This is a genomic window from Pseudomonas sp. TE4620, from assembly GCF_056279045.1.
Genome location: NZ_JBWBQO010000001.1, coordinates 5,164,499 through 5,186,931, shown reverse-complemented (window position 1 = coordinate 5,186,931; position 22,433 = coordinate 5,164,499). Strand labels below are relative to the sequence as shown.

Here is a 22,433-nt window from a genome sequence, read left to right as displayed (position 1 = left end):
TTTTATATACAGTACACGGGGCTAGTGTTCGATTCCAGTACCGCTGGGCGCCAGCCGAAAATGCTGGCGCTGGCGCGTTTACTCGGTTGTCTTCTTCAACTTCGGATTGGGGAAGAACTGCACCGTCTGCACCGTGGTCGCGGCAGGTTTCACCTCGACCTTGTTGACCCGCGTACCCAGTTCCTTGGGCACCGACAGCCCTTGCTCGTTAAGGGTGTCAGAAAAACCGCAGGCCACACATCCCCGGTGCGGAACGCTGTCTTCGCTCCACATCATCAGTTTGTCCGGCTCGCTGCACGCCGGGCAGACCGCCCCGGCGATAAAGCGCTTTTTCGTTACCACAGGCCCATCACTCATGCCGCCACTTCCTCACTCAGGCCACTGTGGCGCAAGAGTGCATCGATTGACGGCTCGCGGCCACGGAAGTCGACGAACAGCAGCATCGGCTCCTGGGAACCGCCACGGGCCAGGATCGCTTCGCGAAAGGCGCGGCCGGTGTCGGCATTGAGCACGCCTTCTTCTTCGAAGCGCGAGAAGGCGTCGGCCGACAGCACTTCCGCCCACTTGTAGCTGTAGTAACCGGCTGCGTAGCCACCGGCAAAGATATGCGCAAAGCTGTTAGGGAAGCGGTTGTACGCCGGTGGGCGCATGACCGAAACCTCGTCGCGCACGCCTTCGAGCACTTGCAGCACGCTGCGGCCGTCGCCGTGGCTGGCATGCAGTTCGAAGTCGAACAGCGAGAATTCCAGCTGGCGAACCATCATCAGCCCGGACTGGAAGTTCTTCGCCGCCAGCATCTTCTCCAGCAAATCCTGGGGCAGGGCTGCGCCAGTTTCGTAGTGGCCAGAAATCAGCGCCAGGCCTTCAGGCTCCCAGCACCAGTTTTCCATGAACTGGCTCGGCAGCTCGACCGCGTCCCAGGCCACGCCGTTGATACCGGAGACACCGGCATGCTCGATGCGGGTCAGCAGGTGATGCAGGCCATGGCCGAATTCATGGAACAGGGTGGTGACTTCGTCGTGGGTCAGCAACGCCGGCTTGCCGGGGGCGGCCGGGGTGAAGTTGCACACCAGGTTGGCCACCGGGCTCTGCAGCTGGCCGTCAGCGGTCAGGCGACGGTCGCGGGCGCCGTCCATCCAGGCACCGCCACGTTTGTTGGCGCGGGCATAGAGGTCGAAGAAGAAGCGCCCGACGTGCTGGCCGTGCTCCTTGATTTCGAACAGGCGCACGTCCGGGTGCCAGCTGTCGAAGCCCTTGAGTTCGGCAATCTCGATGCCGTACAGGCGCTGGACGATGGTGAACAGGCCGCTCAGCACCTTGTCGATCGGGAAGTAGGCGCGCAGGATTTCCTGGGAAACGCTGTAGCGCTGTTCACGGAGTTTTTCCCCGTAGAAGCCGCTGTCCCAGCTCTGCAGGTCCGGGCAACCCTGCTCGGCGGCATAGGCCTTGAGCTGGGCCAGGTCCTGGGTGGCAAACGGCTTGCTGCGCTTGGCCAGGTCACGCAGAAAGCTCAGCACCTGGTCGCTGGACTCGGCCATCTTGGTCGCCAGGCTCAGCTCGGCGAAGTTGGCGTAACCGAGCAGCTCGGCCAGCTCCTGACGCAGGTCGAGAATCTCGGCCATCACCGGGCCGTTGTCGAACTGGCCGGCATTCGGGCCCTGGTCGGAGGCGCGAGTGCAGTAGGCGGCGTAGATTTCTTCGCGCAGGGCGCGGTCTTCGGCGTAGGTCATTACCGCGTAGTAGCTGGGGAACTCCAGGCTGATCAGCCAGCCGTCGAGGCCCTTGGCCTGCGCCGCGGCGGCCATTTGTGCTTTGGCCGAATCAGTCAGGCCGGCAAGCGCCGCTTCGTCGCTGACATGCTTGGTCCAGGCCTGGGTGGCGTCTAGCAGCTGGTTGGAGAAACGGCTGCCCAGCTCGCTGAGCTTGCTCTGCACTTGCGCGTAACGCTGCTGCTTTTCGGCCGGCAGGTCGATACCCGACAGGCGGAAGTCTCGCAGGGCGTGTTCAAGAATAGTTTTTTGTGCCACATCGAAGCCGGCAGCTTCGGGGCTGGCGATCAATGCCTCATAGGCCTGAAACAGCTCGCGGTTCTGGCCCATTTCGGTGGCATACGCGCTCAACGCCGGCAAGCAAGCCTCGTAGGCTTCGCGCAGTTCGGCGCTGTTGCACACGGCATTGAGGTGGCTGACCGGGCTCCAGGCGGCGCCCAGGCGGTCGTTGAGTTCGTCCATGGCCAGGATCAGGCCGGCCCAGCTCGGGCTCTTGCCCTGGGCCTTGAGGATGTCGGCAATGGCTGTACGGTTGTCGGCCAGGATCTGTTCAATCGCCGGCTGCACATGCTCGGCACGGATCGCCGAGAAGGGCGGCAAGTCATAAGACTGCAGAAGCGGGTTGTTCGCACTCACGGTTAAACACCTTGGCAGAAGAAACACTTCCCCATCTTAATTACAATCGACGCCGACCGCAGCCCTATCCATACCAAAGAGAATTACTATCATGGCCATCCGTAGCTTCCAGCATCACACTCCCAGGCTTGGCGAACGCGCCTTTGTCGACCGCAGTGCCGTGGTACTGGGTGATGTCGAGATCGGTGCCGACAGCTCGGTGTGGCCATTGACGGTGATCCGCGGCGATATGCACCGCATCCGCATCGGTGCGCGCACCAGCGTGCAGGATGGCAGCGTGCTGCACATCACCCATGCCGGGCCGTTCAACCCGGACGGCTTCCCGCTGCTGATTGGCGATGAGGTAACCATTGGTCACAAAGTCATGCTCCACGGCTGCACCCTGGGCAACCGCATCCTGGTCGGCATGGGCAGTACCATCATGGATGGCGCCGTGGTCGAAGACGAAGTGATCATCGGCGCTGGCAGCCTGGTACCGCCGGGCAAGCGCCTGGAAAGCGGGTTTCTGTACGTCGGCAGCCCGGTCAAGCAGGCCCGCGCCCTGAGCGAGAAGGAGCGCGCGTTCTTCCCCTACAGCGCCGGCAACTACGTCAAACTCAAGGACCAGCACCTGGCCGAAGGCTATCACCTGCCCGAGTGAACCTGTCCACCGCCTTATTCGAGACCGCCATGCACCAGCAAAACATCCTCTTTGACCTCGACGGTACCCTGACCGACCCGCGCCTGGGTATCACCCGCTCGATCCAGTACGCACTGGCCAAGCTGGGCATCGACGAGCCGGACCTGACGCGCCTGGAACACTTCATCGGCCCGCCGCTGCTGCAGGCCTTCATGCAGTTCTATGATTTTGATGAGGCCAAGGCCTGGGACGCGGTGAATTTCTATCGCGAACGCTTCAAGGTCACCGGCCTATACGAAAACCAGGTGTTCGACGGCGTCAGCGAAATGCTCGAAACCCTGCAAGGGCAGGGCCGCACCCTGTATATCGCCACCTCCAAACCTTGGGAGTTTGCCCGCGAGATCGCCCGCCATTTCGACTTCGCCAAACACTTCAAGGTGATCTACGGCAGCGAGCTGGATGGCACCCGCACCAACAAGGTCGAGCTGATCCGCCACCTGCTGGCCGAAGAAGCCCTGGACCCTGCGCACACCCTGATGATCGGCGACCGCAAGCACGACCTGATCGGCGCCCGCAGCAACGGCCTGGAAGCGGTAGCGGTGGGGTATGGCTTTGGTAGCCATGAAGAGTTGACGGCGGAGCAGCCGGCCTACCACTTTGCGACCTTGGCGCAACTGCACCAGGCGTTCCAGCGCGGCTGAGACCCTATCGCGGGGCAAGTCGGGTCGCCGCACCGCCGCTCCCACTGTAGGAGCGGCGGTGCGACGACTCGACTTGCCCCGCAATGCTTTTCAGCGCCTGCTGACGCTGCTCAAGGGGTAGCCGCCCGAATGCTTCTACTCGCTGATAAAACACCTGCCAATCGCCGCCCACCTCGGCAAACAGCTGGGAAAACGCCGGCACCCACTGGTCGTACAGACCAAACGGCAACAACTTGGCATTGTTCATCGGCGCATTGATCCAGGCGTCATAGCGTCCGACACCGCCCCACTGGTTATCGCGCAAGGCCCGGTATTCTCGGCGCAAGCGTTCGAATTCGGCCTGCTTGCCCGCACGCTTGGCGGGTTCGGTGAGCGGCGCCGCATACAACGCCTTGAGCCGTTCGCGACTGGCCAGCACCAGGGCGACGAACTGCTCGCGCTGTTGGCTGCCATCTTCGACCAGCGTTGGCAGGCCCCGCGCCGCCCGCCATTGGCGAGTGCCTTCCTGCTCGACAAAAGTGGCGAAGGACTCGTTGAACGCAGTGTCGTCCTGGACATAGACGCGTTGATGGGCCAACTCATGAAAGATCACTGTGGCCAGGCGTTCATCACCCCAGCCAAGCATGGAGCTGAGGATCGGATCGTCGAACCAGCCCAGGGTCGAATAGGCTTCGACACCGCCGACATAGACATCCAGCCCTTGTTGTTTCTGCAGCGCAGCCGCCCCGCGCGCGGCGCCCTGGTTGTAATAACCACGGTAGGCAACACAGCCGGCAATGGGGAAGCAATGGGTCTGCGGCTCCAGCGACAACTCGGGTGTGGCGAATACGTTCCAGACCACGAAGGGCCGACCGATATCGGCATAAACCCGATAGCTGCGGTTGTCCGGTAGCTTCAGCTGCGCGCTGGCGAAGGCGCGAGCTTGCTCGGCGTGCAGCAACTGCTGGCGCAATTTACTGTCGGTGGCCGGGTCTGCTACCAGCTCGGCAACCGGCTGGCGCGCCCGCAACAGCTGCCACTGACCGCTGGCCAGTTGCCCGTAGTAACTGACACTGGCACAACCGCTCAGCAGCCCGATGGCCAACAAGGGAACCAAGTAGCGAAAAAGACGGTCGAGTGCCCCATGACTTGAGCGCAACAAAAGAAATAGTCGAAGCATTGGTGTCCTGTATCCGCTCAAGTACTCATCCGCTTCAAGACTATCCTGCCCGGCTGGAGTTTTGCCATGCGTACACTGCTCGTCGTCAGCACTGTTGTGCTTCTGTCCGGCTGCGCCGGCCTTCCTGCGCCTGACCCCAACCAGGCCTGGATCGACCTTGCCCCTGGTGAGGACGACACCTTGCACGCCGTCGAAGTAGACGAGCGCGCCTGGGCCGACAAACGCTATTTCGAAGTACCGCCAGGCAGCCATGAGCTGACCGTGCGCTATCTGTTTGCGGTTACGCCAAGCAATATCGGCCCGGTCGAAGAGCCACTGTGGCGCGATTGCCAGCTCAATGTGAAATTCAAGGATTTCAGTGCCGGCCAGCGCTACCAGCTTGAAGCCGGTAGCATCGGCTTCCGCCCCTGGGCCAAGCTCTATGACGAACAGCGCAAAGTGGTCGGCAAAGGCCAGCCGGCGGGCTGCCAGCGTACCTAAAGGCGTGAATGGCGCTATGCTTATGCTTTGTAACCCGCACGTCGGAGTTCGCCATGCGCCAGCCTGTGATGCTGCTCGCAATCAGTACCCTTGGAGCTTGCGTTAGCCCCCTGCCACCTGTGGATAACAAACAGGCCTGGGTCGACCTCTACACCATCACGCCGGGCAAGACACTGATGGCCGAACGGCTCGATGGCAAACGCCTGACCGACGGCCGGTTCTTTCAGGTGACGCCCGGTGCCCACGAGCTGGTGGTGCGGTTCGACTACGAGATCTACTCCGGTGGATTCAGTACCGACCCGACCGAGCGCACCTGCTACCTGACCATCAAGTTCGCGCATTTCAAGGCCGGCCAGCGCTATCGCCTGGAAGCCCGGGCCCCGGCCATGCAGCCCAGCGCCTACCTCTATGATGCCCAGCGCAAGATGGTCGCCGAAGAGTCCAACGACGTCTTCTGCACCCCCTGAGGCCTAGCGATCGTTCTTTTGGTAAATGATCTTCTTGGTGCCGCCTTCACAGCTGCCGACCACCATGTTCTGGTCGTGGACCTCGTCATTCTTGACGATTTCCAAGGTGTAGGAACTCACGTTGTTGGCCTGGATCTTGGCTTCGATCTCGGCCTTGAGCTCTTCACAGGGTTTCGGCGCGGCCAGCGCAGCGGTTGCCAGCAGCGAAGCCAGCACAGCGATTGCAACACGGATCATGGGACAGCTCCTTGTGGCGGCAGTCGTTCTACCGACCCTCATTTGACCACAAGAAGCGCGCCCCGGTTCTGCCTTAACTCAGCAGCGTCGCATCCAGGCTGATTTTCGCGGTGAGCACTTTCGACACCGGGCAACCGGCCTTGGCCTTGTTGGCAATATCAAGAAACTGCGCTTCGCTAGCCCCGGGGACCTTGGCCTTGAGGATCAGGTTCACGGCAGTAATGGCAAAGCCATCCGGCAGTTTGTCGAGGGTCACTTCGGCGATGGTATCGATGCGCTCGGCGGTCAGGCCCGCTTCACCGAGCATCATTGACAGGGCCATGGAGAAGCAGCCTGCATGCGCCGCGCCAATCAGTTCCTCCGGATTGGTACCCGGCTGGCCTTCGAAGCGGGTATTGAAGCCATAAGGGTTCTGCTTGAGAGCGCCGCTTTCAGTGGAAAGCAGGCCCTTGCCATCCTTCAAGCCACCTTGCCAGATAGCTGATGCTGTCTTTTTCATAAAGCCTCCTGAGCTCCCTGGGGCGCGGGATATCGCGCCTTGCCTTAATTTCAGAGAGCCCTGAAGCAGGCAAGTTCAGAAGGATTACAAGCCCCGGCATTGATTCCTGCAGATGTGCCCATACAGAGCTAGAAAGGCCGTTGGATTGTTTGCGGCCACTCGACTGCCCAGGAGGCGCCAACGCCCATGAAGCAACTTGCCGATATCAAGATTTCCACCCTCGACCTGGTGCCAGTACGCGCCGACAGCGGCCCGGCGCAGTCCCTGCGCAACTCACTGGACCTGGCGCAACACGTCGAGAAGTTTGGCTACAACCGCTTCTGGGTGGCCGAGCACCACAACATGGATGGTATCGCCAGCTCCGCAACCTCGGTGCTGCTCAGCTACCTGGCCGGTGGTACCTCAACCATTCGTGTTGGCGCCGGCGGGGTGATGCTGCCCAACCATGCCCCACTGGTGATCGCCGAACAGTTCGGCACACTCGCCAGCCTGTATCCCGGGCGAATCGACCTGGGCCTGGGCCGCGCGCCGGGCTCCGACCAGATGACCGCCCGCGCCCTGCGCCGCGAACGCTCGGGCAGTGCCGACGACTTTCCCGATGACGTCGAAGAACTGATGCGCTACCTGGGCCCGCGCACGCCGGAGCAGAAGGTCATTGCCGTGCCGGGTTACGGTACCGAAGTGCCGATCTGGCTACTGGGTTCGAGCCTGTTCAGTGCACAACTGGCCGGCATGCGCGGTTTGCCCTATGCCTTCGCCTCGCATTTCGCTCCACGTTACATGCACGAGGCGATTCGCGTGTACCGCAACCACTTCCAGCCCTCGGCGGTGCTCGACAAGCCTTATGTGATGCTTGGCGTACCACTGGTGGCGGCCGAGACCGATGAACAGGCCGACTACCTGGCCACCTCGGTGTATCAGCGCATCCTCGCCCTGATGCGCGGGCAAAGCCTGGTACAACGCCCGCCAGTGGAGACCATGGACGGCCTGTGGTTGCCGCATGAGCGGGAAGCGGTGGGCAGCTTCCTGGGCCTGGCGATGGTCGGCAGCCCGCAGAAAATCCGCGCCAAACTGGAGGTGTTGCTGGAGCAGACCGAGGCGGATGAGCTGATCTTCACCTGCGACCTGTATGAGCATGCCGACCGCATACGCTCTTATGAGCTGCTGGCGCAGACGGTTTTGCGCAGCTGAGGGCCCCATCGCAGGTCAAGTCGAGTCGTCGCACCGCCGCTCCCACATGTAGGAGCGGCGGTGCGACGACTCGACTTGCCCCGCGATGGATTCAATATCGATCAGCCGCGCTTGTAGACGATTTCCTTGGTGCCGCCTTCGCAGCTACCCACGACCTTGCCGTCTGCGGCAGCGCCTTTATCGACAATCTCCAGCGAATAGCCGCTGACACCCTTGGCGTCCAGCTTGGCTGCTATTTCGCCCTTGAGCTCTTCACATGGCTTGCCGGCTGCCAGCGCGGTACCGGCCAGCGTCATCAAACCTATCGCTACTACCAACTTCTTCATCGATCGCTTTCCTTGTTCAGATCAAAATAGAGAAGGGCGCCAGGAAGGCCGGGCGCCTCAGGACTGTGTAACGCAATTGACCCGCACAAGCCAGTGTCGCCGCATCAGCTGTTGACGATGCGAAAGCCCACTTTGAGCGTGACCTGAAAATGCGCGGCCTTGTTGTCCTTGATATGGCCTCGGGTGTCGACCACTTCGAACCACTCAAGGTGCTTGATGCTCTTGCCTGCTTCGGCCAGGGCATTGTTGATCGCCTCTTCGATAGAGGTGGGCGACGAGCCGACCAGTTCGATTTTCTTGTAGGTGTGATGATCAGACATAAGCAATCTCCTTTTTTAATGTGAGATAGAGCCTAGCAGCGCCGGGCTGTTTTACCTGCGAGGGGTAAATGCCGTTAAAAGTTCGACTGCACTTTCCCAGCAGCCTGTAGTCGGAACCTACACAGCTCAACTCAACCTCGAAGGAGAGTCACCATGGCCAACACCTCGCTGCGTAAAGCTTCGCTGCAAAGCATGGAAGCGGAAATCGAAAGCCTGCTCAAGTCACTGGAAAGCCTCAAGGACGATGCCTCGGATGAGTCGCGCAAAACCCTCAAGACGCTCAAGGGCAACGCCGAGAATGCCCTGCGCCATTCGCGCAGCCTGCTCAGCGATGCCTACGAAGAAGTAAAAACCAAGACCCGCGAGACTGGCCTGGCCACCCGCGATTACGCCCAGGAACACCCGTGGACCACCGCCGGTGTCGCCGTTGGCGCCCTCGGCCTGCTAGCCGCCTACCTGATGTGCAAACGCGGTAACTAAGCGGCCTGGCGCGCAAGCTCCGCGCGCAACCAGCCGGCCAATTGCTCGGCGCGCCCGTCTGCGGCGCGTCGCGGCACCCACAGGGCCAGCGCGGCCTGGGTTTCGCAAAAACCCCATGGCGCCGCCAGGCGCCCGGCGCGCAAGTCGTCGGCTACCAGCGGTTGCGGCGCAATCGCCACGCCCAACCCTGCCACTGCAGCCTCCAGCAAGTAATACAAATGCTCGAAATCCTGCCCGTAACGCAGCGCCTGCGGGTCGATACCTTGCTGCGCCGCCCAACTTGGCCAGGCTTGCGGGCGCGAAGTGGTCTGCAACAGGGTTTGCGTCAGCAACGCCTCGGCTGGCGCCTGCTGCAAGCGGCTGAACCCGGCAAAGTGCGGGCTGAGCACCGGGCCAATACACTCCTGCGCCAGCACATGCACTTGCATATCCGCAGGCCAGGGCGGCTCGGCAAACACCAGCAAGGCATCCAGCCCTGGGCGACGCGGGTCGAGATCACCTTCACCGGCCGACAGGTGCAGGCGCAGTTCCGGCAAATCCGCTTTTAATCGCCCCAGCCGTGGGATGAACCAGCGCGCCAGCAGGCTGCCGGAGCAACCGAGGACGAACGGCGCATCGGCGCCGCTCTGGCTGATGTCCGCACACGCGCCGCGCAAGCGCTCGAAGGCATCACTACTGGCATCGCGCAAACGCACCCCGGCATCTGTGAGTTTAAGGCCACGTCCTTCCTTAACGAACAAGGCCACCCCAAGGTGTTCTTCGAGCACCTTCAATTGCCGGCTGACCGCGCCGTGGGTAACGTGTAGCTGTTCGGCCGCCTGGCTGACGCTATTGAGCCGGGCAGTGGCTTCAAAGGCCCGCAGGGCATTGAGTGGGGGCAGGTCCTGGCGCATGACGTGTGAGTTTTCCTGACAGGTTGTCGCAATCTTATCGGTTTTCAGTTGCGCGTGTCGTGGTTAGAGTAAAGCCATTCCCGACTTCACTACCGCCCTGGAGCGACCCATGACCCAGACCAACTTCCGCGCCGGCCCCGATGCCAATGGCCTGTTTGGCGCATTCGGCGGCCGCTACGTGGCAGAAACCCTGATGCCGCTGGTGCTCGACCTTGCCCGCGAATATGAAGCAGCCAAAGCCGACCCGGAATTTCTCGAGCAACTGGCGTACTTTCAGCGCGACTACATCGGCCGCCCGAACCCGCTCTACTTCGCCGAACGCCTGAGCGAACACTGCGGCGGCGCGAAGATCTTCTTCAAGCGTGAAGAGCTCAACCACACCGGCGCGCACAAGGTGAACAACTGCATCGGCCAGGTGCTGATGGCCAAGCGCATGGGCAAAAAACGCCTGATCGCCGAAACCGGCGCCGGCATGCACGGCGTGGCCACTGCCACCGTCGCCGCGCGCTTCGGCCTGCCTTGCGTGATCTACATGGGCGCCACCGACATCGAGCGCCAGCAAGCCAACGTGTTCCGCATGAAGCTGCTGGGCGCAGAAATCGTTCCGGTCACCGCCGGCACCGGCACCCTCAAGGACGCGATGAACGAAGCCCTGCGCGACTGGGTCACCAACGTCGACGACACCTTCTACCTGATCGGTACTGTAGCGGGCCCGCACCCGTACCCGGCAATGGTCCGCGACTTCCAGTCGATCATCGGCAAAGAGACCCGTGAACAGCTGCAAGCCAAGGAAGGGCGCCTGCCCGACAGCCTGATCGCCTGCGTCGGCGGTGGCTCCAACGCCATGGGCCTGTTCCACGACTTCCTCGATGACGCCAGTGTGCAAATCATCGGCGTCGAAGCCGGTGGCCACGGGGTCGACACCGACAAGCATGCCGCCAGCCTCAACGGTGGCGTACCGGGCGTGCTGCACGGCAACCGCACCTACCTGCTGCAGGATGCCGACGGCCAGATCACCGACGCCCACTCGATTTCCGCCGGCCTCGACTACCCCGGCATCGGCCCGGAACACGCCTGGTTGCACGAAGTGAAACGCGTCGAGTACGTCAGCATCACCGACGACGAAGCCCTGGCCGCGTTCCACACTACCTGCCGCCTGGAAGGCATCATTCCGGCCCTGGAAACCTCCCACGCCCTGGCCGAAGCGATCAAACGCGCACCGACCCTGCCCAAGGATCACCTGATGGTGGTGTGCCTGTCCGGGCGCGGCGACAAAGACATGCAAACCGTGATGAGCCATATGGCCGCCCAGGAGAAACAGGCATGAGCCGTCTTGAACAACGCTTCGCCGAACTGAAGGCCGAAGGCCGCTCGGCACTGGTCACCTTCATCACCGCAGGCGACCCTGGCTACGACGCTTCGCTGCAGATCCTCAAAGGCCTGCCGGCTGCTGGCGCCGACGTCATCGAACTGGGCATGCCGTTCACCGACCCGATGGCCGACGGCGTGGCAATCCAGCTCGCCACCCTGCGCGCCCTGGACGCCGGTCAGACCCTGGCGAAAACCCTGCAAATGGTTCGCGAGTTCCGCGTCGACAACCAGACCACGCCGATCGTGCTGATGGGCTACTACAACCCGATTCACCGCTTTGGCGTCGAGGCCTTCGTGGCTGAAGCCAAGAAAGTGGGCGTGGATGGCCTGATCATCGTCGACCTGCCGCCGGAGCACGACGCCGAGCTGGCCACCCCGGCCCAGGCCGCGGGCATCGACTTCATTCGCCTGACCACCCCGACCACCGACGACGTGCGCCTGCCGCGCGTGCTGGAACGCAGCTCGGGCTTCGTCTACTACGTGTCGGTTGCCGGTGTTACCGGTGCCGGTTCTGCGTCCACTGAACACGTCAGCAGCGCCATCAAGCGCCTGCGCCGGCACACCGACCTGCCGATCAGCGTCGGCTTCGGTATCCGCACGCCAGAGCAGGCTGCGGCGATTGCCAGGCTGTCGGATGGCGTCGTGGTCGGTTCGGCGCTGGTCGACAAGATAGCCAATGCGGCCACTGCCGAGCAGGCTGTGGGTGATGTGCTCGAGCTGTGCTCGGCGCTGGCCCAGGGTGTGCGGGGTGCACGCAAGGCCTGATCCCTGTGGGAGCGGCGGTGCGACGCCTCGACTTGCCCCGCGATTGCGGTCCATCAGACAGATCGCAATCGCGGGGCAAGCCCGCTCCTACCCCGGAACCAAAAATTACTTGAAAATCGAAAGATCCAGCGGCCGCACCGCCCCCATCCAGATCGCATGATCACGATGATCGGCCAGCTCGTCACCAGTCAACGGATGCAGAAACACCACCAGCCCTTGGCGATATAACGCCAGCCAGGGCAGCACCACCCCCACCACTTCAGGCCCGAAGGCCAACTGGCAGCTCCAGTCCGGGTGCGGCCCGACCGGCTTCTGATGCATGCGCCCCATGGTCACCGGAAACAGCCGAGCGGCTTCTTCGCACAACTGGCGAGCCTGCTCCAGGGTGCTGGCGTCATAGTAGATATGCGCGTGATAGCCCTTGATCCTTTGCACGAAAACTCCTTAATCGCAACGAACCTGCGCCTGGCTACGCGGGTCAAACGATCACCCGTTGCCAATGGAGTGATCTGGTGAAAAATGCCGAAACCCCAGTGTTCAAACTGGTCCTGCTTGGAGGTTTGAGCAGCCTGGGCAGCGCCCTGATGGCCGAATTGCTCAAGCGCCAGCATGAGGTGATCGCCGTGCTCGATGATCTCAATACCCTGGCACCGCGCCCCGGCCTGCACTTCAAGACCGGCGGCCTCGATACTGCCGATCAGGCCGAACAAAGCGTGGCCGGCGGCTCGGCGGTGGTCTGCCTGTTGCCAGCACTGGCGCCCGATGACTTTGCCGCGCAACTGCGCATGAGCCAGGCGCTGATCGCCGGCATGTCCCGCACCACTATACGCCGGCTATTGCTGGTGGGCGATTTCACCGTACTGGAGCAAAGCGAGGGGCACAATCGGCAGCAACGGGCCTGCGCCGAACGGATCGTCGACCTGTTGCAGCGCAGCCCGCTGCACTGGACCCTGATCAACACCCCGCAGCAAGTTGCCGGCCTGGGCATCGAGCATTTTCACCAGACCCATGGCACCCTCGAGCCGGGCCTGGCCGAACCACTGCAACGCCTGGCCCGAGTGGCAGCGGCCATGGTCGATGCCCTGGAGCTCAAGCTGCACCATGGCGAGCATGTGAACTTTGTTTTCTGACGCGGCTTGCACCCGAGCGCCCGACATCGCACCCTGAACAGCTTCCGCCTGCAATAGAGAGTGCTCATGGCCTGGCCTGACCGCCATCGACTGCTGCCGTTTCTCACCTGGTTGGCGCGCCAGACCGGGGCCAGCGTGCGTCGCGATCTGCTGGTGGGCCTGAGCGGGGCGATCCTGGCCCTGCCGCAATCAATCGCCTATGCCCTGATTGCCGGGCTGCCGGCCGAGTACGGGCTGTACGCAGCGATCGTACCGGTGATCATCGCCTGCCTGTGGGGCTCGTCCTGGCACCTGATCTGCGGGCCGACGGCGGCAATCTCGATTGTCCTCTATGCCAGCATCAGCCCCCTGGCAGTTGCGGGCAGCAGTGACTACATCACCCTGATCCTGCTGCTGACCTTCCTCGCCGGGGTGTTTCAGTGGTTGCTGGGGCTGCTGCGCTTCGGCGCGCTGGTCAATTTCGTCTCGCAGTCGGTAGTGCTGGGTTTCACCCTCGGTGCTGCGCTGGTCATTGCCCTCGGGCAATTGCCCAACCTGATGGGTATCGACTTGCCCAGCCAGGCCACCGCGCTGAAGACCGTGCAAAACCTGCTGGCGCATGCCCCGGAGGTGGATTGGCCCTCGTTGTTGCTGGGGCTGGGTACGCTGCTGCTGGGTATTGCGTTGAAGCTGTTGCAGCCGCGCTGGCCGGGCCTGTTGATAACTCTGGCGGTGGCCAGCGTGCTGGTCTGGCTGCTCCCAGGTGTTTTCGGCCATGTGCAGTTGGTGCCCGGCTTCATCGGTCAGCTTCCACCGATAAGCCCCTTGCCGCTGCTGGACCTGGAGCTGATTTTGCGTCTGCTACCCAGCGCCGTGGCGGTCGGCATGCTTGGCCTGGTTACCAGCCTGTCGATTGCCCGCTCGCTGTCAGCACGCTCCGAGCAACTGATCGATGCCAACCAGGAAATCCGCGCCCAGGGCCTTTCAAACATGGTCGGGGGGTTTTTCTCCGGCTACCTGTCATCCGGTTCCTTCACCCGCTCCGGGCTCAGCTATGAGGCCGGCGCCCGCTCGCCCCTGGCCGGGGTGTTTTCCGCCCTGTGGGTAACGTTGTTTGCAGTAGCAGGGGCGGGGCTGATCGCGCATATTCCGATCCCGGCCATGGCCGGCAGCATCCTGCTGATCTGCTGGGGCCTGGTCGATCATCGGGCGATCCGCGCGCTGTTTCGCGTCAGCCGTTCGGAATTCCTGGTGATGGCCCTAACGGCAGCAGCAACACTGTTGCTCGAGCTGCAAACGGCGATCTACGCCGGGGTGCTGGCGTCGCTGTTCTTTTACCTCAAACGCACCTCACGGCCACGGGTGCAGCAGTCCCGCGAAGGGGATGCCGACGTGTTGCGGGTGGGTGGGTCAATCTTCTTCGGCGCCAGCCACTACCTGCAGGTGCGCTTGCAGCGTTGCCCAGGGCCGCAGGTAGTGATCGATGCCCGGCAGATCAACTTCATCGATTATTCCGGGGTCGACATGCTTCATCGCGAAGCGCGCCGCCTGGGTCGTGCTGGCGGCAGCCTGACGCTGCGCCGGGCGCGGGCGCAAGTGATCGAGGAGTTGCACAAGCTGGAGGGGGCAGCGCACTGCCCGATCCGCTTCGAAGATTAGCCGCGCGCCAGTTGACGGCGCAGTTCGTCGAGCACCGGCGCGGTGTCGGGGCGCACGCCGCGCCAGATGTAGAACGCCTCGGCGGCCTGCTCGGCAAGCATACCCAAGCCATCGAGGACCTTGGCCGCCTTGTGCTCGCTGGCCCAACGGCAGAAAGGCGTAGGCTCCTTGCCATACATCATGTCGTAGCACACGGTCTTGCCGGGCTCGATCAGGCTAGGGGAGATCGGCGGCAGCTCACCGGCAAGGCTCGCCGAGGTGGCGTTGATGATCAGGTCGACCGGCTCTTCAAGCCAGTCGAAGCCGCTGGCAGCCACCGGCCCCAGGTCGGCGAATTCACGGGCCAGTTGCTCGGCTTTTTCCACCGTGCGGTTGGCGATTACCAGCGAAGCCGGTTTGTGCGCCAGCAATGGCTCCAGCACCCCGCGCACGGCACCGCCGGCGCCGAGCAACAGGATGCGCTTGCCACTCAGTGGCACCCCGGCATTGACGGTAAGGTCGCGGACCAGGCCGGCGCCATCGGTGTTGTCGCCCTGCAAGGTGCCATCGGCGAGCTTGCTCAGAGTATTTACCGCCCCCGCGCGCTGGGCCCGTGGGGTCAGGCTATCGACCAGGCGATAGGCTTCTTCCTTGAACGGCACGGTGACGTTGGCACCCAGGCCCTGCTTGAAAAAGCCCTGGGCGCACATGCTGAAGTCATCCAGCGGCGCCAGCAGGGTGCTGTACTCCAGTTGCTGGCCGGTCTGGTCGGCGAACAGGCGATGGATCAGCGGTGATTTGCTGTGGCCGATCGGGTTGCCGAATACAACGTACTGGTCCATTCAGGCGGTTCCTGGGTGAAGGTCGGGCAGGGCCGGAAAGTTATCCACAACGGCTCAGTGGCTGGCCTTGGCCTCACCAAGCCAGTCACGATCCTGCAGGAAATACTCGGTCAGGCGCGCTTCTTCGCTGCCTGGCGCGGCCTTCCAATCGTACCCCCAACGCACCTGCGGTGGCAGCGACATGAGGATCGATTCGGTACGTCCGCCCGATTGCAGGCCGAACAGCGTGCCACGATCGTAAACCAGGTTGAACTCGACATAACGGCCGCGTCGGTATTCCTGGAACTCACGCTGCTCGGCGCTATAGGGCTGGTCTTTACGGCGCTGGATGATCGGCAGGTAGGCCTCGACATAGGCATCGCCGATGGCGCGGATGAAAGCGAAGCAGGTGTCGAAGTCCCACTCGTTGAGGTCATCGAAAAACAGACCGCCGATGCCGCGTGGCTCGCCACGGTGCTTGAGGTGGAAATAGCGGTCGCACCAGGCCTTGTAGCGCGGATAAACATCGGCACCGAACGGCGCACAGGCGCGCTCGGCGACCTGGTGCCAGTGCACGCAGTCTTCTTCGTTGCCGTAGTAGGGGGTCAGGTCGAAGCCGCCACCAAACCACCAGACCGCTTCTTCGCCTTCTTTCTCGGCGATGAAAAACCGCACGTTGGCGTGGGAAGTCGGCACATGCGGGTTGTGCGGGTGGATCACCAGCGACACCCCCAGGGCTTCGAAACCGCGCCCGGCCAGTTCTGGTCGATGAGCACTGGCCGACGGCGGCAACCCGCTGCCGAATACGTGGGAGAAGTTCACACCGCCTTTTTCGATGACCTTGCCGTCGCCGATCACCCGGGTCCGCCCGCCACCGCCGGCCTCGCGCGTCCAGGCATCCTCGACAAAACGGGCGCCGCCGTCTTCGTTTTCGAGGGCGGTGCAGATACGGTCTTGCAGGTCGAGCAGGTAGGCTTTCACGGCCTCGGTGCGGCTAGTCATCAGGTCACCTGGAAGCGGGCTAAGGCAAATTCGGCGCGTAGCATACCACCGGCGGCGGGCTGGCCGCAGTTGACGGCGATCAAGCAAAGGCGTCCGATAGGGGTTTTCCCGCTAGCTTCAGGAGAGTGCAGATGGCCAAGCGTATCCAGTTCAGCCAGCATGGCGGCCCCGAAGTCCTGACCCTGGTCGACTTCGAGCCGGCAGCGCCCGGCCCGCAGCAGGTTCGCGTGCGAAACCAGGCGATCGGCCTGAACTTCATCGACACCTACTTTCGCAGCGGCCTCTATGCTCCGCCGTCGCTGCCCTCCGGGCTGGGTACCGAAGGCGCCGGGGTGGTCGAGGCGGTAGGCGAGCAGGTCAGCCGGCTCAAGGTTGGCGATCGCGTCGCCTACGCCGGCGGCCCGCTCGGAGCCTACAGCGAAGTGCACGTGCTGCCCGAAGCCAATCTGGTCAAACTCCCCGACAGCATCAGCTTTGAGCAGGCGGCGGCGGTGATGCTCAAGGGCCTGACCGTGCAGTACTTGCTCAAGCAGACCTACGCGGTGCAGCCGGGCGAGACCATTTTGTTCCACGCCGCCGCCGGTGGCGTCGGTTCCCTGGCCTGCCAATGGGCCAAAGCCCTGGGCGCCAGGTTGATCGGTACTGTCAGTTCTGCCGAGAAAGCCGAGCGGGCCAAGGCCCTGGGCGCCTGGGCAACCATCGACTACAGCCGGGAAGACGTCGCCCAGCGAGTGCTGGAGCTGACCGACGGCAAGAAATGCCCGGTGGTGTACGACGGCGTTGGCCAGGACACCTGGCTGACCTCACTGGACTGCCTGGCGCCGCGCGGGCTGATGGTCAGCTTCGGCAATGCCTCAGGGGCGGTGAGCGGGGTTAATCTGGGAATACTGGCGCAGAAGGGCTCGCTGTATGTCACCCGGCCAACCCTGGCCAGCTACGCCAACAACGCCGAGAACACCCAGGCCATGGCCGACGACCTGTTTGCGATGATCGCCAGCGGCAAGCTGGCTGTGGATATCCACCAGCGTTATCCACTGAGCGAGGCGGCCAAGGCGCAGAGCGAGCTGTCGGCGCGCAGGACAGTGGGGTCGACGGTGTTGCTGCCTTGAAACAGTGGTGAATTGATCGCGGGACAAGCCCGCTCCTACACAGTCGCTAGGAGCGGCGGTGCGGCGACCCGACTTGTCCCGCGATTGGCCTCAACCAGCCCGCACAACCTCACCGCTCGCCAAATCGCGAATCACACTCGGGTTACGCCGCCCGCCCAAAGCGCCACCGAGCACCAGGTCCAACTGTCCACGGAAGTACTGCTCGACGCGCAAGCGGGTCTTGGCTGCCGGGCGACCTTGCGGGTTGGCTGAAGTGGAAATCAGCGGGCCGACCAATGCACAAAGGTCACGTACCACCGGGTGATCGCTAACGCGCAACGCCACGGTGTCGTGCACCCCGGTTATCCACTCGGGCAGCAGGTTCTGATGTGGCACCAGCCAGGTGTTCGGCCCCGGCCAGGTGGCAGACATGCGGTCGAGCCAGGTTTCAGGGAAATCCTCGAAAAGGAAGTCGAACTGGCGGATATTGTCGGCGATCAGGATCAGACCCTTATCGACCGAACGCGACTTGATCGCCAGCAGGCGATCCACCGCCTCTTCGTTCCATGGGTCACAGCCCAGGCCCCAGACCGCCTCGGTCGGATAGGCAATCACCGCACCGGCCCGAATTTCACGCGCGGCTTGTTGCACACGCCAACTGCTCACCATTGTTTTCACTCCGCATAAAGGCAGATGAGCAGTGTACTTAGCCGGGCCGGGCAAACCAACGTCCGGCTTCACTACAGACCCTTCCAGCCAGTTCCAGCTCGGTCAGCGCCGCCAGCACCCGGGGCAACGGCCAGCCGCTGCTGCTGGCCAGGCCCTCGGTAGTTTGCGGTGCGGCCAGCAACAGATCGACCAGTTCATGGCCGGCAATGGCGTCCACCTGCAACGGCGGCAAGCGTTGCCAACCCTGCAGGGTTTCGACGATCTGATCGACAGTCTCCACCAGCAAGGCGCCGTCGCGAATCAACTGGTGACACCCCTTGGAGCCCGGGTGATGAATCGAACCCGGAATGGCATATACCTCGCGGCCTTGCTCGGCCGCCAAACGCGCGGTGATCAGCGAGCCACTGGCAAGGCTCGCCTCGACCACCAATACACCCAGCGACAGGCCACTGATGATCCGGTTACGCCGGGGAAAGTTGCCCGCAACGGGCCCGGCATCCAGCGGAAACTCGGAGACCACCGCGCTACCTTGCTCGATCATCGCCGCCGCCAGCGCTCTGTGCCGCTGTGGATAAAGTTTTTGCAGCCCTGTGCCGAGCACGCCGATGGTCTGCCCGCCAGCGTCCAGGGCAGCCTGGTGTGCGGCGCCATCGACGCCCAGGGCCAGGCCGCTGGTAATGACAAAACCACCCCGAGCGAGGCTGCGCGAGAAGGCCGCAGCCGTATCGAGCGCCGGCCTCGATGCCCTGCGGCTGCCGACGATCGCCAGCTGGGGTTTTTCCAGAATCGCCGGGTTGCCGGCGATGAACAGCAGCGGCGGGGCGTCGCCCAGTTCCGCCAGCAAACCTGGATAGCCAGGGTCGTCCCACATCAGTAAATGCTGGTCGCGGGCCTCTAACCAGCGCATTGCCGCGGCGGCGCCTTCGCGTACTTCAAGGCTGCGCCGGGCATCGCTGCTGTCTGCGGGTACGCCCAGCGTACGCCAGGCCGTGGCCGGCGCACTGAGCGCTGCCGAGGCATTGCCAAAGGCCTGGATCAATGTGTGAAAACGCCGCGGCCCTAGGGACGGCAGCAAGTGAAGGCGCAATCGCGCTTCGAGTTCGGCGGGAGAACACGCCGGCGATAGGGGTTGCGACATGACGATCATCCTTGATCGGGAAGCGTGGGCCAGCCGTGAACAAGCTGTGGATAACTCTGTTGATAATACTTTGACAACCGGTTGACGGATTTCCCTCGGCGGCATTCTTTCAGGCTTGGCGCCATGGGTGGAAAAGCACCCTGAAACCTTAGCTGACCTTTGCCAGGTGCCGAATGCGCCGAATCCCTTTATTATGTGTACTCATGTTTGTAATTCATCGCACAGTGCAGCTCATACGCTTATGGCCATTCTGAACATCCTCGAATTCCCGGACCCGCGCCTTCGCACCATCGCCAAGCCGGTGACCGAAGTCGACGACGGCGTTCGCCAGTTGATCGATGACATGTTTGAAACCATGTACGAAGCCCCTGGCATCGGCCTTGCCGCTACCCAGATCAACGTGCACAAGCGCATCGTGGTCATGGACCTGAGCGAAGATCGCAGCGAGCCACGGGTGTTCATCAACCCCGAGCTCGAAATGCTGACCGACGAAATGGATCAGTATCAGGAAGGCTGCCTTTCGGTGCCCGGCTTCTACGAGAACGTCGACCGCCCGGTGCGGGTCAAGGTCAAGGCGCTGGACCGCGATGGCAAGCCGTACGAGCTGATCGCCGAAGGCCTGCTGGCGGTGTGCATCCAGCACGAATGCGATCACCTCAACGGCAAGCTGTTCGTTGATTACCTGTCGACGCTCAAACGCGACCGGATCAAGAAGAAGCTGGAAAAACAGCATCGCCAGCAAGCTTGATCTGCTCTTCCCAAAGGCTTGCTCCGGCAAGCCTTTTTCTTTTTAAGCGAGAACTCCATGCGCATTGTCTTCGCAGGCACCCCAGAGTTTGCCGCCGAACACCTCAAGGCCCTGATCGCCAGCCCCTATGAAGTGGTAGCGGTCTACACCCAACCGGACCGCCCGGCCGGTCGTGGGCAAAAACTGATGCCCAGCGCGGTCAAGCAATTGGCTGTGGATAACGCCATTGCGGTGCTGCAACCAGCGACCCTGCGCAATGCCGAGGCCCAAGCGGAGCTGGCGGCGCTCAAGCCGGACCTGATGGTAGTGGTCGCCTATGGCCTGATCCTGCCCCAGGCGGTGCTGGATATTCCGCGCCTGGGCTGCATCAACAGCCACGCCTCGCTGCTGCCGCGCTGGCGTGGCGCCGCGCCGATCCAGCGCGCGGTCGAAGCCGGTGACAGCGAAAGCGGCGTCACCGTGATGCGCATGGAAGCGGGCCTGGACACCGGGCCGATGCTGCTCAAGGTCAGCACCCCGATCAGCGCCAGCGACACGGGTGGCAGCTTGCACGACCGCCTGGCCGAAATGGGCCCGCCGGCCGTGCTCGAGGCCGTTGCCGGTCTCGCCGCGGGCACCTTGCAGGGTGAAGTCCAGGACGACAGCCTGGCCACTTATGCACACAAGCTGAACAAGGACGAAGCGCGCCTGGACTGGAGCCGCCCGGCCGTTGAGCTGGAGCGCCTGATTCGCGCCTTCAACCCGTGGCCGATCTGCCACAGCACCCTCAACGGTGAAGCGCTGAAGGTGCTCGGCGCGAACTTATCCACAGGCTCCGGCAACCCGGGTGAAATCCTCTCTGCCAGCAAGGACGGCCTGATCGTCGCCTGCGGCGAGCAGGCGCTGTGCCTGACCCGCCTGCAATTGCCGGGTGGCAAGGCGCTGAACTTCAGCGACCTGTTCAACAGCCGCCGCGAGAAATTCACCACCGGCACGGTGCTTGGCCAATGAATCCACGTCTGGCAGCCGCCCGCGCCCTGGCGGCAGTACTCAGTGGCAAGGCGTCGCTGAACAGCTCGCTGCCAAGCCAGCTGGACAAGGTCGAAGTGCGTGACCGTGGCCTGACCCAGGACCTGGCCTTCGGCACTGCGCGCTGGCAGCCACGGCTGTCGGCCCTGGCCGAACGCCTGCTGCAAAAACCGTTCAAGGCCGCCGATGCCGACGTCGAGGCGCTGCTGCTGGTCGGCCTGTACCAGTTGCTCTACACGCGCATCCCCGCCCACGCCGCCATCGGCGAGACCGTCGGCTGCGCCGACAAGCTGAAAAAGCCCTGGGCCAAGGGTTTGCTCAACGCCGTGCTGCGCCGTGCGCAACGCGAAAGCGGCGATATCTTCGCCGAGCTTGAGCGCGACCCGGTCGTGCGCACCGCGCACCCGCGCTGGCTGCAAAAGTCGCTCAAGGCGTTCTGGCCCGAGCAGTGGGAGGCCATCTGCGCCGCCAACAATGCCCACCCGCCGATGATCCTGCGGGTCAACCGACGCCATCACAGCCGTGATGCCTACCTCGAACTGCTGGGTGAAGCCGGCCTTGAAGCGGCGCCGTGCCAGTTCAGCGGCGACGGCATCTTGCTCGCTGAAGCCTGCGATGTACGTGGCCTGCCCGGTTTCGACCAGGGCTGGATCAGCGTCCAGGACGAAGCCGCACAACTGGCCGCCGACTTGCTCGACCTGGCCCCCGGCCAGCGCGTGCTCGACGCCTGCTGCGCCCCGGGCGGCAAGACCTGCCATCTGCTCGAAGCCCAGACCGGGCTCGACGCCGTGGTCGCCATCGACCTGGAAGCCAAGCGCCTGACCCGCGTGCGCGAGAACCTCGATCGTCTCGGCCTCGACGCCCAGTTGATCGCCTGCGACGCCCGCGACACCGCCAGCTGGTGGGACGGCAAGGGCTTCCAGCGCATCCTGCTCGACGCGCCGTGCTCGGCCACCGGCGTAATCCGCCGCCATCCGGACATCAAGCTGACCCGCCAGGCCGATGACATTGCCGCCCTGGCCAGCCTGCAAGGCGAGCTGCTGGACGCCCTGTGGCCAACCCTTGAGGTCGGCGGCATCCTGCTCTACGCCACCTGCTCGACGCTGCCGACGGAAAACACCGAAGTGATCGAGGCCTTCCTCGCCCGCACTCCCGGCGCCCGTGAGCTGGACCTGGCGACCCAGGCCGGTATCCGCCAGCCCCATGGCCGCCAGTTGCTGGCCCAGGCAGGCGGACACGACGGCTTCTACTATGCCAAGCTGATCAAAATCGCCGCCGCGCGCGGATAACAAGAGAAAG

Annotated in this window: 27 protein-coding genes; 14 read left to right on the top strand and 13 right to left on the bottom strand. The window is 63.3% G+C overall.

What is annotated here, in order from left to right; all coding sequences use genetic code 11:
- Positions 1 to 78: 78 nt before the first annotated feature.
- Together ACZ9A3_RS24165 and prlC are read right to left on the bottom strand one after the other, a co-directional pair.
- On the bottom strand, positions 79 to 357 hold the full coding sequence (locus ACZ9A3_RS24165) for a YheV family putative zinc ribbon protein (RefSeq protein WP_476253203.1): 279 nt from the start codon (positions 355 to 357) through the stop codon (positions 79 to 81).
- Positions 354 to 2,405: an oligopeptidase A gene (gene prlC, locus ACZ9A3_RS24160; RefSeq protein WP_476253202.1), complete on the bottom strand. Its 2,052-nt coding sequence runs from the start codon at positions 2,403 to 2,405 to the stop codon at positions 354 to 356. Before prlC ends, ACZ9A3_RS24165 begins: the two co-directional genes overlap by 4 nt.
- Before the next feature lie 91 nt (positions 2,406 to 2,496).
- Between prlC and ACZ9A3_RS24155 the strand changes: the two genes are divergently transcribed.
- Positions 2,497 to 3,045 carry a gamma carbonic anhydrase family protein gene (locus ACZ9A3_RS24155; RefSeq protein WP_045200720.1) on the top strand — a complete coding sequence of 183 codons (549 nt, stop codon included), beginning with the start codon at positions 2,497 to 2,499 and terminating at the stop codon, positions 3,043 to 3,045.
- A gap of 29 nt (positions 3,046 to 3,074) precedes the next feature.
- The gene (locus ACZ9A3_RS24150; protein ID WP_093387231.1) at positions 3,075 to 3,725 is read left to right on the top strand and encodes an HAD family hydrolase; all 651 of its coding nucleotides are present in this window, start codon (positions 3,075 to 3,077) and stop codon (positions 3,723 to 3,725) included.
- A gap of 4 nt (positions 3,726 to 3,729) precedes the next feature.
- On the opposite strand, the gene ACZ9A3_RS24145 is transcribed toward ACZ9A3_RS24150, so the two are convergent.
- Positions 3,730 to 4,866: an aminopeptidase gene (locus tag ACZ9A3_RS24145; RefSeq protein WP_258597851.1), complete on the bottom strand. Its 1,137-nt coding sequence runs from the start codon at positions 4,864 to 4,866 to the stop codon at positions 3,730 to 3,732.
- 84 nt (positions 4,867 to 4,950) lie between these two features.
- Between ACZ9A3_RS24145 and ACZ9A3_RS24140 the strand changes: the two genes are divergently transcribed.
- Together ACZ9A3_RS24140 and ACZ9A3_RS24135 are read left to right on the top strand one after the other, a co-directional pair.
- Positions 4,951 to 5,364, top strand: a complete 414-nt coding sequence (locus ACZ9A3_RS24140; protein WP_476253201.1) for a PA0061/PA0062 family lipoprotein — start codon at positions 4,951 to 4,953, stop codon at positions 5,362 to 5,364.
- A gap of 53 nt (positions 5,365 to 5,417) precedes the next feature.
- Positions 5,418 to 5,831, top strand: a complete 414-nt coding sequence (locus ACZ9A3_RS24135) for a PA0061/PA0062 family lipoprotein (RefSeq protein ID WP_045200724.1) — start codon at positions 5,418 to 5,420, stop codon at positions 5,829 to 5,831.
- Positions 5,832 to 5,834: 3 nt separating this feature from the next.
- On the opposite strand, the gene ACZ9A3_RS24130 is transcribed toward ACZ9A3_RS24135, so the two are convergent.
- Positions 5,835 to 6,068 (bottom strand): DUF1161 domain-containing protein, encoded by a 234-nt coding sequence (locus ACZ9A3_RS24130; protein WP_045200726.1) that lies wholly within the window; start codon positions 6,066 to 6,068, stop codon positions 5,835 to 5,837.
- A gap of 73 nt (positions 6,069 to 6,141) precedes the next feature.
- A complete protein-coding gene (locus ACZ9A3_RS24125) occupies positions 6,142 to 6,567 on the bottom strand; it encodes an OsmC family protein (protein WP_258595682.1) in 426 nt (141 codons plus the stop codon).
- A gap of 186 nt (positions 6,568 to 6,753) precedes the next feature.
- Between ACZ9A3_RS24125 and ACZ9A3_RS24120 the strand changes: the two genes are divergently transcribed.
- On the top strand, positions 6,754 to 7,758 hold the full coding sequence (locus ACZ9A3_RS24120) for an LLM class flavin-dependent oxidoreductase (protein WP_093377667.1): 1,005 nt from the start codon (positions 6,754 to 6,756) through the stop codon (positions 7,756 to 7,758).
- A gap of 101 nt (positions 7,759 to 7,859) precedes the next feature.
- Here ACZ9A3_RS24120 and ACZ9A3_RS24115 read toward each other — a convergent pair whose 3' ends face one another.
- A complete protein-coding gene (locus ACZ9A3_RS24115; protein WP_093377672.1) occupies positions 7,860 to 8,084 on the bottom strand; it encodes a DUF1161 domain-containing protein in 225 nt (74 codons plus the stop codon).
- 104 nt (positions 8,085 to 8,188) lie between these two features.
- Positions 8,189 to 8,404: a dodecin gene (locus tag ACZ9A3_RS24110; protein ID WP_010222667.1), complete on the bottom strand. Its 216-nt coding sequence runs from the start codon at positions 8,402 to 8,404 to the stop codon at positions 8,189 to 8,191.
- Positions 8,405 to 8,557: 153 nt separating this feature from the next.
- Between ACZ9A3_RS24110 and ACZ9A3_RS24105 the strand changes: the two genes are divergently transcribed.
- Positions 8,558 to 8,884 carry an ElaB/YgaM/YqjD family protein gene (locus tag ACZ9A3_RS24105; RefSeq protein ID WP_045200734.1) on the top strand — a complete coding sequence of 109 codons (327 nt, stop codon included), beginning with the start codon at positions 8,558 to 8,560 and terminating at the stop codon, positions 8,882 to 8,884.
- Here ACZ9A3_RS24105 and ACZ9A3_RS24100 read toward each other — a convergent pair.
- A complete protein-coding gene (locus ACZ9A3_RS24100) occupies positions 8,881 to 9,777 on the bottom strand; it encodes a LysR family transcriptional regulator (RefSeq protein ID WP_176794201.1) in 897 nt (298 codons plus the stop codon). The genes ACZ9A3_RS24105 and ACZ9A3_RS24100 overlap by 4 nt on opposite strands.
- 109 nt (positions 9,778 to 9,886) lie before the next feature.
- On the opposite strand from ACZ9A3_RS24100, the gene trpB reads away from it, so the two are divergent.
- Both trpB and trpA read left to right on the top strand, forming a co-directional pair.
- Positions 9,887 to 11,104 carry a tryptophan synthase subunit beta gene (gene trpB, locus ACZ9A3_RS24095; protein ID WP_476253200.1) on the top strand — a complete coding sequence of 406 codons (1,218 nt, stop codon included), beginning with the start codon at positions 9,887 to 9,889 and terminating at the stop codon, positions 11,102 to 11,104.
- Positions 11,101 to 11,913, top strand: a complete 813-nt coding sequence (gene trpA, locus ACZ9A3_RS24090) for a tryptophan synthase subunit alpha (protein WP_258595678.1) — start codon at positions 11,101 to 11,103, stop codon at positions 11,911 to 11,913. The genes trpB and trpA overlap by 4 nt, the downstream gene beginning before the upstream one ends.
- A 105-nt stretch (positions 11,914 to 12,018) precedes the next feature.
- Here the strand turns inward: trpA and ACZ9A3_RS24085 are convergent, their stop codons facing one another.
- Positions 12,019 to 12,348, bottom strand: a complete 330-nt coding sequence (locus tag ACZ9A3_RS24085; protein WP_093377686.1) for a DOPA 4,5-dioxygenase family protein — start codon at positions 12,346 to 12,348, stop codon at positions 12,019 to 12,021.
- Positions 12,349 to 12,425: 77 nt separating this feature from the next.
- On the opposite strand from ACZ9A3_RS24085, the gene ACZ9A3_RS24080 reads away from it, so the two are divergent.
- Together ACZ9A3_RS24080 and ACZ9A3_RS24075 are read left to right on the top strand one after the other, a co-directional pair.
- Positions 12,426 to 13,043 carry an NAD(P)H-binding protein gene (locus ACZ9A3_RS24080; RefSeq protein ID WP_258595676.1) on the top strand — a complete coding sequence of 206 codons (618 nt, stop codon included), beginning with the start codon at positions 12,426 to 12,428 and terminating at the stop codon, positions 13,041 to 13,043.
- Between the two features lie 66 nt (positions 13,044 to 13,109).
- Positions 13,110 to 14,681 carry a SulP family inorganic anion transporter gene (locus ACZ9A3_RS24075; protein WP_258595674.1) on the top strand — a complete coding sequence of 524 codons (1,572 nt, stop codon included), beginning with the start codon at positions 13,110 to 13,112 and terminating at the stop codon, positions 14,679 to 14,681.
- Here the strand turns inward: ACZ9A3_RS24075 and aroE are convergent.
- Positions 14,678 to 15,502, bottom strand: a complete 825-nt coding sequence (aroE, locus tag ACZ9A3_RS24070; RefSeq protein ID WP_258595672.1) for a shikimate dehydrogenase — start codon at positions 15,500 to 15,502, stop codon at positions 14,678 to 14,680. The genes ACZ9A3_RS24075 and aroE overlap by 4 nt on opposite strands.
- A 54-nt stretch (positions 15,503 to 15,556) precedes the next feature.
- Positions 15,557 to 16,483: an oxygen-dependent coproporphyrinogen oxidase gene (hemF, locus tag ACZ9A3_RS24065; protein WP_045200751.1), complete on the bottom strand. Its 927-nt coding sequence runs from the start codon at positions 16,481 to 16,483 to the stop codon at positions 15,557 to 15,559.
- A gap of 131 nt (positions 16,484 to 16,614) precedes the next feature.
- On the opposite strand from hemF, the gene ACZ9A3_RS24060 reads away from it, so the two are divergent.
- Positions 16,615 to 17,592: an NADPH:quinone reductase gene (locus ACZ9A3_RS24060; RefSeq protein ID WP_045200753.1), complete on the top strand. Its 978-nt coding sequence runs from the start codon at positions 16,615 to 16,617 to the stop codon at positions 17,590 to 17,592.
- A gap of 90 nt (positions 17,593 to 17,682) precedes the next feature.
- Here the strand turns inward: ACZ9A3_RS24060 and tsaC are convergent, their stop codons facing one another.
- Together tsaC and dprA are read right to left on the bottom strand one after the other, a co-directional pair.
- Positions 17,683 to 18,240: an L-threonylcarbamoyladenylate synthase type 1 TsaC gene (gene tsaC / locus ACZ9A3_RS24055; RefSeq protein ID WP_045200754.1), complete on the bottom strand. Its 558-nt coding sequence runs from the start codon at positions 18,238 to 18,240 to the stop codon at positions 17,683 to 17,685.
- Between the two features lie 37 nt (positions 18,241 to 18,277).
- Positions 18,278 to 19,378 (bottom strand): DNA-processing protein DprA, encoded by a 1,101-nt coding sequence (dprA, locus tag ACZ9A3_RS24050; RefSeq protein ID WP_258716095.1) that lies wholly within the window; start codon positions 19,376 to 19,378, stop codon positions 18,278 to 18,280.
- Positions 19,379 to 19,619: 241 nt separating this feature from the next.
- On the opposite strand from dprA, the gene def reads away from it, so the two are divergent.
- Genes def through rsmB form a run of 3 tightly spaced genes read left to right on the top strand, consistent with a single transcriptional unit; the run spans position 19,620 to position 22,423 of the window.
- Positions 19,620 to 20,126 carry a peptide deformylase gene (gene def, locus ACZ9A3_RS24045; RefSeq protein WP_038605133.1) on the top strand — a complete coding sequence of 169 codons (507 nt, stop codon included), beginning with the start codon at positions 19,620 to 19,622 and terminating at the stop codon, positions 20,124 to 20,126.
- A gap of 57 nt (positions 20,127 to 20,183) precedes the next feature.
- The gene (gene fmt, locus ACZ9A3_RS24040; RefSeq protein WP_093377705.1) at positions 20,184 to 21,116 is read left to right on the top strand and encodes a methionyl-tRNA formyltransferase; all 933 of its coding nucleotides are present in this window, start codon (positions 20,184 to 20,186) and stop codon (positions 21,114 to 21,116) included.
- Entirely contained in the window at positions 21,113 to 22,423 is a 1,311-nt protein-coding gene (rsmB, locus tag ACZ9A3_RS24035; RefSeq protein WP_045200760.1) for a 16S rRNA (cytosine(967)-C(5))-methyltransferase RsmB, read from the top strand. Before fmt ends, rsmB begins: the two co-directional genes overlap by 4 nt.
- Positions 22,424 to 22,433: the final 10 nt, after the last annotated feature.